This window comes from Candidatus Blochmannia festinatus (nom. nud.) (genome assembly GCF_059936355.1).
The window spans coordinates 643374-658277 of the sequence record NZ_CP012116.1 but is presented as its reverse complement, the minus strand read 5'-3'; the positions used below and the strand labels follow the sequence as shown (position 1 = coordinate 658277).

Genomic DNA, 14904 nt, shown 5'->3' with positions numbered 1-14904 from the left:
TATAAGTAGAAAAAATAATGGATAAATATGCATTTTCTCTATTGGAAGAAAAATGTCCATTGTTGTATTTAAAAACCGCTTTACATTCTCATGTATATGAGGTAGCTCAGGTTACTCCATTACAAATTATGGATAAATTATCAAAAAGATTAAAAAATATAATTTTAGTTAAACGTGAAGATAGACAGCCAGTGCATAGTTTTAAATTGAGGGGCGCGTATGCAATGCTTTCAAGTCTTACTTCAACACAGAAGTCTTCTGGAATAATTACAGCATCTGCTGGCAATCATGCTCAAGGAGTAGCCTTTTCAGCTAAATATCTTGGTATTAATTCCTTAATTGTTATGCCTATTAATACTGCTGATATTAAAGTAAATGCGGTGCGTCATTTTGGAGGAAAACCTTTGTTATGTGGTTCAAATTTTGATGAAGCTAAAATAGAAGCTGTGCGTTTAGCTAAAAAGCATCATTTAGTATTCATTCCTCCTTTCGACCATCCACTTGTTATTGCTGGTCAGGGTACTTTAGCAATGGAATTATTGCAACAAGATGCTCATCTAGATCGTATTTTTGTGCCTGTAGGAGGTGGAGGATTAGCTGCTGGAATTTCTGTTTTGATTAAATATCTTATGCCTCAAATTAAGGTAATAGGTGTTGAAGCAGAGGAATCTGCTTCTTTATGCGCTGCTTTGTTAGCTGGATCTCCTGTTTGTTTGAATACAGTTGGATCTTTTGCAGAAGGGGTGGCCGTACGGCAAGTGGGAAATGAAACGTTTCGTTTGTGTAAAAAATACCTCGATGATGTCATTACTGTAGATAATGATGCAATTTGTGCTGCTATAAAAGATTTATTTGAAGATGTTCGAGCTATTGCTGAACCTTCAGGAGCATTAGCATTAGCTGGAATGAAAAAATATATTCAAAAAAATAAGATACAAGGGGAAAGATTAGCTCATATTTTGTCAGGAGCTAATATTAATTTTCATGAATTAAGATACATTTCGGAGCGTTGTGAATTAGGAGAACAAAGAGAAGCTTTAATGGTAGTTACTATTCCGGAAAAAAAAGGTAGTTTTTTAGAGTTTTTTAAAATTTTGGAAGATAGATCAGTAACAGAATTTAATTATCGTTATAGTGGGACTAGTAGTGTTTGTATTTTTATAGGAATACTTTTGAAGAATGGCTATCATGAAAGAGATTGTATAGTACAAAATATTCTAAAGAATGGTTTTTCAGTGATAGATGTTTCTGATAATGAAATGGCTAAATTACATGCTAGATATATGATAGGATCTCGTTCATTATATTCTTTGCATGAACGAATTTTCAGTTTTGAATTTCCAGAATTTCCTGGAGCTTTGTCAAAATTTTTAAATACTTTAGGTAGTAATTGGAATATTTCTTTGTTTCATTATCGTAATCATGGCACTGATTATGGTCATGTTTTGGCAGGGTTTGAATTAACTGATCAGGAATTTAAATTTGATCAATATTTATCCCAATTAGGATATACATATCGTGATGTTACAACTAATCCAATATTCGAGTTTTTAAAGATCAATTAGAGTAACATTATTTAATATTTAATTAATGAGTTTTAGGGTTTAAAATAGAGGTGTTATATTATTATGAGTAATTATTTTAATAGATTGAGTTTCATAAATAAATTAAAACATTTAGGAAAATGTCGATTAATGAACCAAAGTGAGTTTTCTAAAGGAATTCAATTATTGGTATCTAAGAAAATAGTGATAATTGGTTGTGGGTCTCAAGGATTAAATCAAGGTTTAAATATGCGTGATTCTGGTCTGGAAGTTATGTATGCCTTACGTTCAGAATCTATTACAAAAAAAACAATATCTTATATTAATGCAGTGCAGAATGGTTTTACTGTAGGCACTTATAATGAATTAGTTCCTGAGGCAGATTTTATTATTAATTTGACACCAGATAAGCAACATGATTTTGTTATTCAGAAGATAGAACCTTTAATGAAATATAGAGCAATTTTGGGTTATTCACATGGGTTCCATATTGTAGAAATTGGTAAGAAGATTCGTAAAGATATTACAGTGATTATGGTAGCTCCAAAATGTCCTGGAACAGAAGTTCGTCAAGAATATATTAGAGGTTTTGGGGTGCCTAGTTTAATCGCTGTACATGAAGAGAATGATATGTATGGTATAGGTATAGAATTAGCTAAATCTTGGGCTTTTGCATTAGGTAGTCATAGAGCTGGAGTATTAGAATCATCATTTATAGCAGAAGTAAAATCAGATCTTATGGGGGAGCAAACTATTTTGTGTGGGATGCTTCAAGTTGGCTCGGTTTTATGTTTTGATCAAATGGTTGAGTATGGTATAAATTCAGCGTATGCAGGAAAATTGGTTCAAAATGGATGGGAAGTAATAACTGAAGCATTAAAACAAGGTGGCGTTACATTAATGATGGATAGGTTATCGAATTTTTATAAGTTGCGTGCTTTTGAATTGTCTGAGAAATTAAAAAAAATTTTGAGACCAATTTTCGAAAAACATATGGAAAATATATTGACTGGTTTTTTTTCTAATGAAATGATGTTAGATTGGAAAAATAAAGATTTTAATTTATTAAGTTGGCGTTCAGATACTAGGAAATTATTATTTGAACAGGCTCCTATATATGATAAGAAAATTCCGGAACAGGTATATTTTGATTATGGAGTTTGGATGATAGCTATATTGAAAGCAGGGATAGAATTATCTTTTGATATTATGATAGAATCTGGGATAAAACCAGAATCAGCATATTATGAATCATTGCATGAGTTACCTTTAATAGCTAATACTATTTCTAGAAACAGATTATATGAAATGAATATGATAATTTCGGATACTGCAGAATATGGTTGTTATATCTTTAGTAATACTGTTCTTCCTATTTTAAAGAAGGAGTTTGTACCGATTTTAAAAGAGACAGATTTAAATGTAGTTAATGGTAATAATTCAGTTATTTCAATTAATAATATTATGTTGCGTGATGTAAATGATATGATACGGAATCATCCTGTTGAAAAAGTTGGAGTGTATTTAAGAAGTTATATGACAAATATGATAAGTTTAGAGTTTTAAGTAATGTTAAGAGTTTGATGATTTTATTATTATAAATTAATTGATTTAAATGTTAATTTGATGTTGTTAGATTGGTATTAATAATTAGGAAATTATTTTGTGTTTTTGAATATCGTTGTTGGTAATTTGCATGTTGTAAGTATTTTTTAATATTATCTGATATAAGATAATATATTCAATATTAAATATGATTAATAAATAATAATAGGATAAAATTAAATGAATCAAAAAATATTATGTTTAACGGATACTAATTTTGTAGAGCATGTTTTGAATTCTGTTGATACTAAAAATGATGTTTTATTTTTAATTGATTTTTGGGCAGAGTGGTGTAATCCTTGTAAGATGATTGCTCCTATTTTAGAAGAGATAGCTGTTGAATTTGACAGTAAAGTGCAGGTAGCAAAATTAAATATAGATAATAATCCTATAATTACTAAGAAATATAATATTAGAAGTATTCCTACTTTATTGCTTATTAGAAGTAATGAAATTTTAGCTACTAAAGTAGGTTTAGTATCCAAGCAACAATTATGTGATTTTATAAATACATATGTATAACTATGTTTTTAATATTTTTGAATAAAATTATTTATAGCATAGTAGACGTATTCTATAGATTAGGATACAATGTTCTTTCATGCTATAGTTTTTACTATATAAGTATAGTAAATAGCAGTATAGTTAGGGTTGTATATAAATAATTGAATGTATTGAAGAGTTTATGTTTGAATGGTTTCATTGCTATTTAAATAGATAAATATTATTTATATTTGTAATAATGCTTTTTTATATTCTCTTGATTAAGAGAAGAATTAAGGTGAGTTTTATAAAATACGTTATAATCAGCATGTACTGTTTGCATAACATGCATATCTTAAAATCAATAGTGTAAATTGTCTCAAATTAAGAATCCACTATTATGAATCTTACTAAATTAAAAAATATACCAGTGTCTGAATTGGTTAAGCTTGGGGAAAGTATGGGTTTAGAAAATTTAGCTCGTATGAGAAAGCAAGATATTATTTTTGCAATTTTTAAACAGCATGCTAAAACTGGAGAAGATATTTTTGGAGATGGAGTATTAGAAATTTTGCAAGATGGATTTGGGTTTCTTCGTTCTAGTGATAGTTCATATTTAGCAGGACCGGATGATATTTATGTTTCTCCTAGTCAAATTAGACGTTTTAATTTAAGAACTGGAGATACTATTTCCGGTAAAATACGACCGCCAAAAGAAGGGGAACGTTATTTTGCTTTATTAAAAGTAAATGATGTTAATTATGATAAACCAGAAAATGCTAGGAGTAAGATTTTGTTTGAAAATCTTACTCCATTACATGCTAATTCCAGATTGCGTATGGAAAGAGGAAATGGATCAACAGAGGATTTAACAGCTAGAGTATTAGATTTAGCTTCTCCTATTGGAAGAGGACAAAGAGGATTAATAGTAGCTCCTCCGAAAGCTGGTAAAACTATGTTGTTACAAAATATTGCACAAAGTATTAGTCATAATTATCCAGATTGTGTGTTGATGGTATTATTAATTGATGAAAGACCTGAAGAAGTGACTGAAATGCAACGTTTGGTTCATGGAGAAGTTATTGCATCAACTTTCGATGAACCTGCTTCTCGTCATGTTCAAGTATCAGAAATGGTTATTGAAAAAGCTAAAAGATTAGTAGAACATAGGAAAGATGTAATTATTTTATTAGATTCTATTACTCGATTAGCAAGAGCTTATAATACTATAGTTCCTGCGTCTGGAAAAGTATTAACTGGAGGAGTAGATGCAAATGCTTTACATCGTCCTAAGCGTTTTTTTGGAGCTGCTAGGAATATGGAAGAAGGTGGAAGTTTAACTATTATTGCTACTGCTTTAATTGATACTGGATCTAAAATGGATGAGGTGATTTATGAAGAGTTCAAAGGAACTGGAAACATGGAATTACATTTATCAAGGAAGATTGCTGAAAAACGAGTTTTTCCTGCTATCGATTATAATAGATCTGGAACAAGAAAGGAAGAATTGCTCACTACTCATGATGAACTTCAAAAAATATGGATTTTGCGTAAAATAATTCACCCTATGGGGGAAATTGATGCTATGGAATTTATGATGAACAAGTTGTCTATGACTAAAACTAATGATGAGTTTTTTGACATGATGAAACGTTGTTAATATAATAATCAGTAAAATTATGTATATAATGTAAAATTAATTTTTATAGGTTATATGTTTTTATATTTTTATATTTGGGTTTAATAGTTTAAATTAGGTTATCTTTATTTTTAGTTTAAGTAGTATTTAAAAGGTTGATTTTAAAAAGGACTTTTTATATAAGATGTGTTTTCATGAAGATATGATTTTTAGATTAAGCGTCCGTGGCTTAAATGGATAAAGCATTGCTTTCCGAAGGCAAAGATTTCAGGTTCAAATCCTGTCGGGCGCATTTTTATTTTTTGTGTTTGTTTGTGTGTACAGATGAGTAAAATTGAAATAATTGATTAAAAAATTGATAATTATGAATATTATGATAAAGCAGGTGATTGTAGCTCAGTTGGTAGAGCCCTGGATTGTGGTTCCAGTAGTCGTGGGTTCGAATCCCATCAGTCACCCATGTAAAATTATTTATTACAAATAAAATAAATCATTAATAGTTTTGATTAATAAAATAAGTATGTATTCGCGAAGGTGGCGAAATAGGTAGACGCATTAGCTTCAGAAGTTAGTGTCTTACATAAAGACGTAAGGGTTCAAATCCCTTCCTTCGCATTTTAGTTAAATAAAGTAAAAATTATTAATTATATTGTGTAATAAAAATACTTTCTGTTATTTTCGGCGAGTAGCGCAGTTTGGTAGCGCGTCTGGTTTGGGACCAGTAGGTCGGGGGTTCAAATCCTCTCTCGCCGAAAATAATATTTTTTTATTAAGAGATAATATAATAAGTTGTTTTAAAAAGGATTTTTAAGTATATTAAAAATAGTGTTATTATTTGCTGATTTAGTTACAATTATGTTTTTTTTATGCCATCCTAAATTTTTTGCTAGATTTGCTAATCGAGTGCTTACAACAATTAATTGGCATTGTGTTAGCCATGTGCTGCGATAGCATTGAGGAATTAAATAATACAGTTGCGTTAACATTTCTTTAGTAGTGATTACTATAGTAGTGATATTCAGAGTTAACATTAAATTAAATTGTTCTTGACCGTTATATTTAACAGGATTTCTAGTATAGCATTCACAAGATAATACTAATGCCCCTCTTTTTGTTAGAGTCTTTTTTAAGATAGTTCGTCCATTGTTACCTTTTAAAATAAGAGCTCGTCGTCCAGAGATGTTTTTTATTAATTCTGGAAGTTGTAATAAGTTTTCACTAGTTTCTTCATTATGTGGATATTTAGATAGAATTCCTGATAATGTATACATTTTTAGACTAGTTTTTGCCCCAATAGAATAATATGTTATTGTAGAAGGCCAATGACCTCCTGTTTTTAGTAATTCATAATGAGCATATTCAACAGCGTGTTGAGATAAAAGAAATAAAAAGTCTCCTGTGCTGAGTAAGTTTAAATATTTTTTTATCATCGATAAGGTTTGACCAGAGGAAAAGTAAATTAATGGCAAATGATGAGCGGATTTTCCGATGGAAAGTAATTTATTTACTAGTTCTTCTCCATCAGGGGAAGGTCGAGTTACTAGAATATTCATAAAGATTGCTGTTTTGTAGAGTTATAGTTGATTTTTATGATGCGATATCAAGTTTGAGTAATTTTTTTAAATTGATTTAGTAAATCTTTAGCAAGAGATAATCCTAATTGTTCTGCTTGATTTAATGGAGCATTACCTTCAGTTCGAATGATTTTACTGCCATCGGGCAAACCTATAAGAGCTCTTAACCATATTTGGTTATTTTTAATTTCAGAGTAACTAGCAATTGGTAGTTGGCAATAACCTTCTAAGTAAGTAGTAACTGCTCGTTCTGATTTAATTCTTAAAGAGGTTTCTTCGTGGCATAAAGGAGATAGTAAGGATATAGTATTAACATCATCTATGCGACATTCTATAGCGATTGCTCCTTGACCCATTGCTGGCAATAAGTCTTTTGGATCTATATATGTTCTTATATACTTTGTTAAATGTAGTCTGTTTAATCCAGCTACTGCTAAAATTATTGCATCATATTGTCCATGATGTAATTTTTCAATTCTTGTATCTATATTTCCTCGTAGATCATGTAATATTAAATTTGGATATTTGGATCGAATTTGACATTGTCTTCTTAAGCTAGATGTTCCGATTATACTGCCTGGTGGGAGTTGAGTGATATCTGAATATTTGATGCTAATGAAAGCATCTCTTGGATCATTACGTTTACATAATACTGGAAGAATTAGTTTATTAGGTAGTGATGTGGTTACATCTTTCATAGAATGTACAGCAATATCTGCTTGATTTTTAATTAATGCATATTCTAATTCTTTAATAAATGCGCCTTTTTTAATTTTGTTTTTTAAAATAAAATTAAAAAATTTATCTCCTGATGTTACAATAGGTATTAATTTTGTTTTTATATTTGGATGAAAACGTTTTAATTCATTGCAAACATATTCTGCTTGACAGATAGCCAATCGACTTGTCCGAGTAGCAATTCTTAAAATTTTAATATTCATAAATATAATTATATTACGAATGTGTGTTAGAGTACTATATTTTATTTTTTAATTATTTTAACTATTCACAATATATGTGTTTTTATATAAATGTTATTTAGAATATAATTCTGAAGAAGGAGATTTTGTAAAATTAAATATTTTTATTTAGGTAAATAATTGATTTATATATACAATAGTTAGAATTAAAAATATAAGGAATAAAATAAGTATATATTTAAATATGATATGAAATGTATTATATTTTGTCGTGATAATATTACAAATATAGATTATAATGTTATATAATTAAATATTAAAGTATTAAGAAATAAGATAGTACATATTATTATAGTTTGTTCTTTGTTTTAGTTTAATAATACTATATGAGGATGTATGCAATTTTCAAAAATGCATGGATTAGGTAACGATTTTGTCATTGTTGATTCTATTACTCAAAAGGTGCATCTTACTTTTGACAAAATTCAATGGTTATCTAATAGGCATCGTGGTATTGGATTTGATCAATTATTGATAGTGGAACCTCCTTATGATCCTACTATTGATTTTCATTGTCGAATTTATAATGCAGATGGATCAGAAGTATATCAGTGTGGCAATGGTATACGTTGTGTTGCTAGATTTGTATATATGAAAAGATTAACTAATAAACAAAACATGAGGATTAGTACTTATTCTGAAAATATGCATGTATCTGTTATAGATAATAATTTTGTATCCGTAGATATGGGGGAACCAATATTTGATCCAAATAAAATACCCTTTGTTTTTTCTCAATATCAAAAAAATTATATTTTGTATTTGCCAACACAAACAATATTATGTGGAGTAGTTTCAGTTGGTAATCCACATTGTATTGTTTTAGTAGAATCGACTCAATCAATTTCTGTAGATACATTAGGGTTTGCTTTGGAAAATCATCATTGTTTTCCTAAAAAATCTAATATAAGTTTTATGAAAGTTATTAATATGGAGAGTATTGAGCTTCGGGTGTACGAACGTGGAGTAGGAGAAACTCAAGCTTGTGGTAGTGCTGCGTGTGCAGCCGTTGCTTTTGGAATACAACAAGGATTATTAGTACAACAAGAAAAATCAGTACAAGTATCTCTACCAGGAGGAAATTTATTTATATCTTGGAAAGGTATAGGTCATTCATTATATATGATGGGGCCTACATCATATATATATGATGGATGTATTTATTTTTAAAATAATTTGTAATATTCATTATTAATTTAGGAATGTTGAAGTTGAAAAAATTGATTCAATTTTATCGATCTATTAAGCCTTTTTATGCTATTACTTTGGATTTAGATAATACTTTGTATAATAATAATCCAATTATTTTTAGAGCTGAAGAAGAGTCAATATCTTTTTTAAAAAAATATCATCCTGCTTTATTTGATGTAAAAAAAGTAGATTTTTCTTTTTCTAAAAAAATAGTAAAATTGCTAGATCCTGAAATTTATCATGATGTAAATGATTGGCGATGGAAATCTATAGAAAATGTTTTATTAAAATTTGGTCTTTCTAAACATGATGCACAATTAGGAGCAGATTATGCAATGGAGATAATTATGTATTGGAGAAATAAAATTAATATTTCTGCGAATACAATTTCAGCATTAGAAGTATTAAGTTCTAGTTGGCCTTTAATTGCAATTACTAATGGAAATGTAAATCCTGTATTGTGCGGTTTAAATAAATATTTTAGTGATATTTTAAGAGCTGGCGTACATGGTCGATCTAAACCTCATGAAGATATGTATTTCTTGTCATCAAAATATTTTGGTATTTCTTGTAAATATATTCTACATATAGGAGATGATTTACAATCTGATGTTAAAGGTGCAATATTATCTGGGATGCAATCTTGTTGGATTCAGAAATATAATGTAACTTCAGAAGGTAGTATGTTGTGCAGAACTAAATTATTACCACATTTGGTAATTTCTGACTTGATGTCTTTAACTCATTTTTTATAAAAATTCAAATTTATTTGTAGAAAAGATAAAATATTGAAATATCGATATAGATATATTAGATGAATATTGGGATAATTGGATACACGTTAGTTGATTAATTAAAAATAAAAGTATTTCACTATAATATCTTTCTTTATGATTTTTATATTCATATATTCTGTAGTAATTATACATATTTGTATTTTTGTATTATTAAATATAACTAAAAACTTTTATTCTATATTTTTATAGGGTGTCAATATTATATTTATAATAATTTAAATTTATATTGATATAATCAATGTATTAATATTTTATGTATAGATTACTATAACAGTAAGTGTTTGTATTTTTATTAAGAAAATTGAAATAAAATTAGATATAATATATCATGATTAATTTGTATTTAGGTTAATTTTTTTATTTAAATTAATTTAAATAATTTTTTATAAAATGAGATAAAAAAGAATTCAGGTGATTATTTTGATAACTTTTTTAATTAACTTAAAAAAGTTATTGTTTTATTGGAAATAAAAATATATATAGTTTGATTAAAATATGAGAGTAAATTAAATGGAATATTTTTATTAAATATAGATGATTGTAATAGAGTTATATATCTATATAACATATTAAGCTATATGTGTTGTTTGATTTTGTTGTATTTATTGTGAATGTGTTTTTGAATTTATTTCATATGATAATTGTATATGATATAACCTGCCGTTGATCCTATTGTTTAATTGTTGATTATTTTAAATTTAATTCAAATATATATTAGTAATAATGAAGAAGTGATAGTATGAATATGCTTAAGGTATTTCAATTGAAAAATAATCGTTTATGTCGTATTGATGAAAAAGATGTATTTAATTCAGTTAATAATGTTATTTGGGTGGATATAGTTCAATCAAGTGATAATGAAAATCATTATATACAACATATATTAGAACGATATAAGTTAAATTTTTTTGAATTTAATAATATAAAAAATAAACGTTTTTTTAATGATTCATGTTGGATGTATATTCAATCTTTCTTTTTTTCATACGATCATGATCAAATAAATAATACAATTGTATCTTTTGTTATATATAATGATTGTTTATATACATTACGTACATCAAGATTTCCAGTATTTTGTATGTACCAACAATCTTTACATCATCGTTTATTAATTGATGGGAATGCATATGAATTGCTATTAAGTTTGTTTTCATTAAAACTTGATGATTTAACAGATAAAATAGAGCATATTTATTCTACTTTAGAAGCATTAAGTTTTGTGATTATGGGAGGTCAGCAAATTGACGAATATGATAGCATACTTTCTAATTTAGCTGAATTAGAAAGTATGAGCTGGAAAATTCGTATAAATTTATTAGATACTGAAAGAGCAATGAAATTTTTGTCCAGACAATCGAAACTTCCTATTACTCAAAAACAATATGTTAATGAAATTTTGCGTGATATAACTTTGTTATTACCATATAATGAATGTATTTTTCAAAAAGTCAGTTTTTTGACTCAATCAGTAATGGGATTAATTAATATTGAGCAAAATCGTATTATAAAAATATTTTCAATTGTTTTTTTACCACCTACCTTGATAGCATCTAGTTATGGGATGAATTTTGAGTTTATGCCAGAATTAAAATGGTCATTTGGATATCCTAGCGCGATTATTTTAATGATTTTAACTGGATTAGTTCCATATTTATATTTTAAATATAAAAATTGGTTATAATTTTATTATATAACTGTATGTTTTGCTATAGTCTTTAGTTATAACATATTTGATATAAACAAGTATAAAAATAGATTTAAATTTATTTAAATCATATATATATGAGATATATAATTGATATTGCTTTTAAGTAGTGTTATATATGTATTGTTTGCTTTTTTTAATAGTATTGTAATTAAATTTGTTAATTATTAGATAGAGATTGTATATGTTTTGTATTATTGTATCAGATTTGGATGGTACTTTATTAACACCAAGTAATCAATTAACGTATTTCACTAAAAAAATTTTAAATTTATTGGTTACTACTTTTAAAATTCATTTTATTTTGGCTACTGGAAGACATTATATTAATGTTTCAGCAATACGTGATTATTTAAATATTTATGATTATGTTATTACTTCGAATGGATCAAGTATTTATAACGCTGACAGTAAGTTAATTGTTTCTCATGTTTTAGATTTAGAAGTTGTATATGATTTATTGAAAATAGCGCAGTATGATTCAAAAATAATTACTAATTTTTTTAAATGTGACAATGAATGGGTGATTAGTAGATATTTATGTAATCATATGTTTTTTTTTAAAAATTTTGTTTCATATTATGAAATATATGAAAAAAAAATCTTGTCCTTACATGATGTTAATAAAATATATTTTACTAGTGAAAATCATCAAAAGTTGCTTTTGTTGAAAAAAAAAATAATTAAACGTTGGAATGATCGAGTAAATGTTAGTTTTTCGTTTCCGACATGTTTAGAAGTAATGCCTGGTGGAGTATCGAAAGGATCTGCGTTAAAGAAAGTAGTAAATTTTTTGGGATATCAACTGAAAGATTGCATATCATTTGGAGATGGAATGAATGATCAGGAAATGTTATCAATAACTGGAAAAGGTTGTATAATGTATAATGCCTCTAAGATTTTAAAAGATTCCTTACCATTTCTTGAGATTATTGGAAGTAATGCAAATGAATCAGTACCTTATTATTTAAAATATATGTATTTTCACTAAGTATTTTAATAAATAAAAAATTATTAAATAGCAAAATAAATGATTATTGGGTTCTTTTTTTTGTTGTGTATATATAGAATTAATTTTAAAGAAAATTTATAGTTTTTATTTTTATGATATCTTCAAAGGAAGATGTATTATTTTTTTTGATAAATTATATTAATAGTAGTATATTTAATCTTAGTATAGAGCATACAAAGCAAGAACACAATTAATTGGCTTATTATATTCTTCGTTATAGAAAATTAGAAATTATTTATAATATAAATTTTGTATAATTTGAAATATAGAGTTAACAATTAACCGACTTTTTGTTATAAGTTGTTGTGTTTTTAGAAGCTCGGTTAATTGTTTGTGTGTATAGTGATAATACTTACTATATAGTATTTATGGATAAAGATAGTTGCGTATACCATCCAGAAGCATTTGAGTAGAGATCATAATTAGTAATAATCCCATCAATCGTTCTAGTGCATTAATACCTTTATTACCTAACAATTTAGAGAGTAAATTGGATAACATTAAAATTAGCATAGATAATCCCCAAGCAATAATTAATGCAATAATTAATAAATTAGTATGGTGAGGATATTGATGAGATAATAATAATAATGTTGCTAAAACTGATGGCCCTGCGACTAATGGAATAGCAAGTGGAACTAAAAAAGGTTCTTCTTCATTAGAAAATCCAGAATTATTTCCTTCTTGTTCAGGAAAAATCATCTTTATAGCGATTAAAAATAAAACGATTCCTCCTGAAATTGATACAGTTTCTGTATGTAAATTAAGAAAGGTTAATATATGTTCTCCAACAAATAAAAATCCTAACATTAGTAATAAAGCAATTATCATTTCTCTGATTACTATGATTTGACGTCTTTTTGGTGACAAATCTTTAAGTATGGACATAAAAATTGGTAAATTTCCGATGGGATCCATTATTAAAAATAATAGAATTGTAGCAGATATCATTTCATTCATTATTATTTTCCTAAAAGTTATTTTTTATTTTATGTACTTTCTTTCTTATGTAAGATAAATTACTAATTATATTAATATATAGTTATATAAAATTTTGGTAATTAGATATTGTATATATATCATAGATATGTTTATTATTTTCAACAAAATTTAGTTTTTAATTATCACGATATATGTAAATTATGTTTTATCAAATATTTAATAGAATTTAAGAGATAATAATAATGAAAAAGGTTGGTCTTATTGGGTGGAGAGGTATGGTAGGTTCAGTTTTAATGAATCGCATGAAGGAAGAATATGATTTTAATCGTTTTTATGCAATTTTTTTTTCTACATCTCAAATAGGAGAAAAAGCGCCTGAAGTAATTCAAAATCAACAAAATTTAATTTTACAAGACGCCTGGGATATAGAATATTTAGAATCATTAGATGTGATTATTACGTGTCAAGGAAGCACATATACTAAGTGTATATATCCAAAATTAAGAAAAAGAGGGTGGATTGGATATTGGATTGATACAGCTTCCCATTTAAGAATGCATCAGGATGCTGTAATTGTTCTTGATCCTGTAAATAAATTAGTAATAGAAAGAAGTATAAACGATGGAATTAAAACATTTGTTGGAGGTAATTGTACTGTAAGTTTAATGTTAATGGCATTAGGTGGTTTATTTGAACAAAATTTAGTTGAATGGATCTCTGTTTCTACTTATCAGGCAGCTTCTGGTTATGGAGCTCAAGCTATAAAAGAATTGTTAGTACAAATAGGACAAGTGCATAATATAATTTCAGATGTATTAAATAATTCATCAGTGACTATTTTAGAAATTGAACGTCGTATTACTGAATTTAGTAAAACTGATGCTATTACGACGGATTGTTTTAAGAAACCGTTAATTGGAAATGTATTGCCATGGATCGGAGAGAAATATATCCAATGTGGAGGACAATCACAAGAAGAGTGGAAAGGACAGTTAGAAACTAATAAAATTTTAAATACGTCTGAATTAATTCCAATAGACAGTTTATGTGTACGTGTGTGTTCATTGCGTTGTCATAGTCAATCTTTAGTCATTAAATTAAAAAGGAAATTATGTTTAACAGAAATAGAAAACTTGATAGGATCTCATAACGTTTGGGTTGATGTTGTTCCGAATCAATTTAATTTATCTATTGATAAATTAACTCCTTTATCAGTATCAGGTACTTTAAGGATTGCGATTGGCAGGTTACGTCAAATGAATATAGGTAATAAGTTTATTTCTGCTTTTACTGTAGGAGATCAATTGCTTTGGGGGGCAGCAGAACCTATACGCAGAATATTAAGTTGGTTATTATAATTATATATTATTAATATATAATATATAATTGTCTTAGTTTTTAAAGTAGATATTATGTATATAATATTACA

12 protein-coding genes and 4 tRNA genes are annotated in these 14904 nt (G+C 27.1%); 13 read left to right on the top strand and 3 right to left on the bottom strand.

Translation table 11 applies throughout. The annotated features are described in order from the left end of the window. Positions 1 to 17: 17 nt before the first annotated feature. The 8 genes from ilvA to Bfest607_RS02940 all read left to right on the top strand — a co-directional run bounded on the left by ilvA (position 18) and on the right by Bfest607_RS02940 (position 6024). The gene (ilvA, locus tag Bfest607_RS02975; RefSeq protein ID WP_500838250.1) at positions 18 to 1565 is read left to right on the top strand and encodes a threonine ammonia-lyase, biosynthetic; all 1548 of its coding nucleotides are present in this window, start codon (positions 18 to 20) and stop codon (positions 1563 to 1565) included. A gap of 63 nt (positions 1566 to 1628) precedes the next feature. Continuing rightward, the gene (gene ilvC, locus Bfest607_RS02970) at positions 1629 to 3110 is read left to right on the top strand and encodes a ketol-acid reductoisomerase (protein WP_500838249.1); all 1482 of its coding nucleotides are present in this window, start codon (positions 1629 to 1631) and stop codon (positions 3108 to 3110) included. Positions 3111 to 3329: 219 nt separating this feature from the next. Further along, the gene (gene trxA / locus Bfest607_RS02965) at positions 3330 to 3671 is read left to right on the top strand and encodes a thioredoxin (protein WP_500838248.1); all 342 of its coding nucleotides are present in this window, start codon (positions 3330 to 3332) and stop codon (positions 3669 to 3671) included. Between the two features lie 361 nt (positions 3672 to 4032). Continuing rightward, positions 4033 to 5292, top strand: coding sequence for a transcription termination factor Rho (gene rho / locus Bfest607_RS02960; protein WP_500838247.1), 1260 nt, complete (start codon positions 4033 to 4035; stop codon positions 5290 to 5292). 197 nt (positions 5293 to 5489) lie between these two features. After that, positions 5490 to 5563 (top strand) — tRNA-Arg (locus Bfest607_RS02955). A gap of 93 nt (positions 5564 to 5656) precedes the next feature. Beyond that, positions 5657 to 5729: transfer RNA gene (locus tag Bfest607_RS02950), tRNA-His, on the top strand. A 70-nt stretch (positions 5730 to 5799) separates the two neighbouring features. Further along, positions 5800 to 5886, top strand: a tRNA-Leu gene (locus Bfest607_RS02945). A gap of 64 nt (positions 5887 to 5950) precedes the next feature. Next, positions 5951 to 6024, top strand: a tRNA-Pro gene (locus Bfest607_RS02940). A gap of 41 nt (positions 6025 to 6065) precedes the next feature. Here Bfest607_RS02940 and hemD read toward each other — a convergent pair. Continuing rightward, complete coding sequence (hemD, locus tag Bfest607_RS02935; RefSeq protein ID WP_500838246.1) at positions 6066 to 6824, bottom strand: uroporphyrinogen-III synthase; 759 nt, start codon at positions 6822 to 6824, stop codon at positions 6066 to 6068. Between the two features lie 47 nt (positions 6825 to 6871). Beyond that, the gene (hemC, locus tag Bfest607_RS02930; RefSeq protein WP_500838245.1) at positions 6872 to 7786 is read right to left on the bottom strand and encodes a hydroxymethylbilane synthase; all 915 of its coding nucleotides are present in this window, start codon (positions 7784 to 7786) and stop codon (positions 6872 to 6874) included. Positions 7787 to 8161: 375 nt separating this feature from the next. Here hemC and dapF point away from each other — a divergent pair, with 375 nt between their 5' ends. The 4 genes from dapF (at position 8162) to Bfest607_RS02910 (ending at position 12512) form a co-directional block, all read left to right on the top strand. Further along, positions 8162 to 8995 (top strand): diaminopimelate epimerase, encoded by an 834-nt coding sequence (dapF, locus tag Bfest607_RS02925; protein ID WP_500838244.1) that lies wholly within the window; start codon positions 8162 to 8164, stop codon positions 8993 to 8995. 41 nt (positions 8996 to 9036) lie between these two features. After that, positions 9037 to 9771 (top strand): 5-amino-6-(5-phospho-D-ribitylamino)uracil phosphatase YigB, encoded by a 735-nt coding sequence (gene yigB / locus Bfest607_RS02920; protein WP_500838243.1) that lies wholly within the window; start codon positions 9037 to 9039, stop codon positions 9769 to 9771. A 787-nt stretch (positions 9772 to 10558) separates the two neighbouring features. After that, positions 10559 to 11497, top strand: coding sequence for a magnesium/cobalt transporter CorA (gene corA, locus Bfest607_RS02915; RefSeq protein ID WP_500838598.1), 939 nt, complete (start codon positions 10559 to 10561; stop codon positions 11495 to 11497). A gap of 208 nt (positions 11498 to 11705) precedes the next feature. Continuing rightward, complete coding sequence (locus tag Bfest607_RS02910; protein ID WP_500838242.1) at positions 11706 to 12512, top strand: Cof-type HAD-IIB family hydrolase; 807 nt, start codon at positions 11706 to 11708, stop codon at positions 12510 to 12512. A 387-nt stretch (positions 12513 to 12899) separates the two neighbouring features. Here Bfest607_RS02910 and Bfest607_RS02905 read toward each other — a convergent pair whose 3' ends face one another. Next, positions 12900 to 13493, bottom strand: coding sequence for a YhgN family NAAT transporter (locus tag Bfest607_RS02905; RefSeq protein WP_500838241.1), 594 nt, complete (start codon positions 13491 to 13493; stop codon positions 12900 to 12902). A 224-nt stretch (positions 13494 to 13717) separates the two neighbouring features. Between Bfest607_RS02905 and asd the strand changes: the two genes are divergently transcribed. Further along, complete coding sequence (gene asd / locus Bfest607_RS02900) at positions 13718 to 14833, top strand: aspartate-semialdehyde dehydrogenase (protein WP_500838240.1); 1116 nt, start codon at positions 13718 to 13720, stop codon at positions 14831 to 14833. The last annotated feature ends 71 nt before the right edge of the window (positions 14834 to 14904 follow it).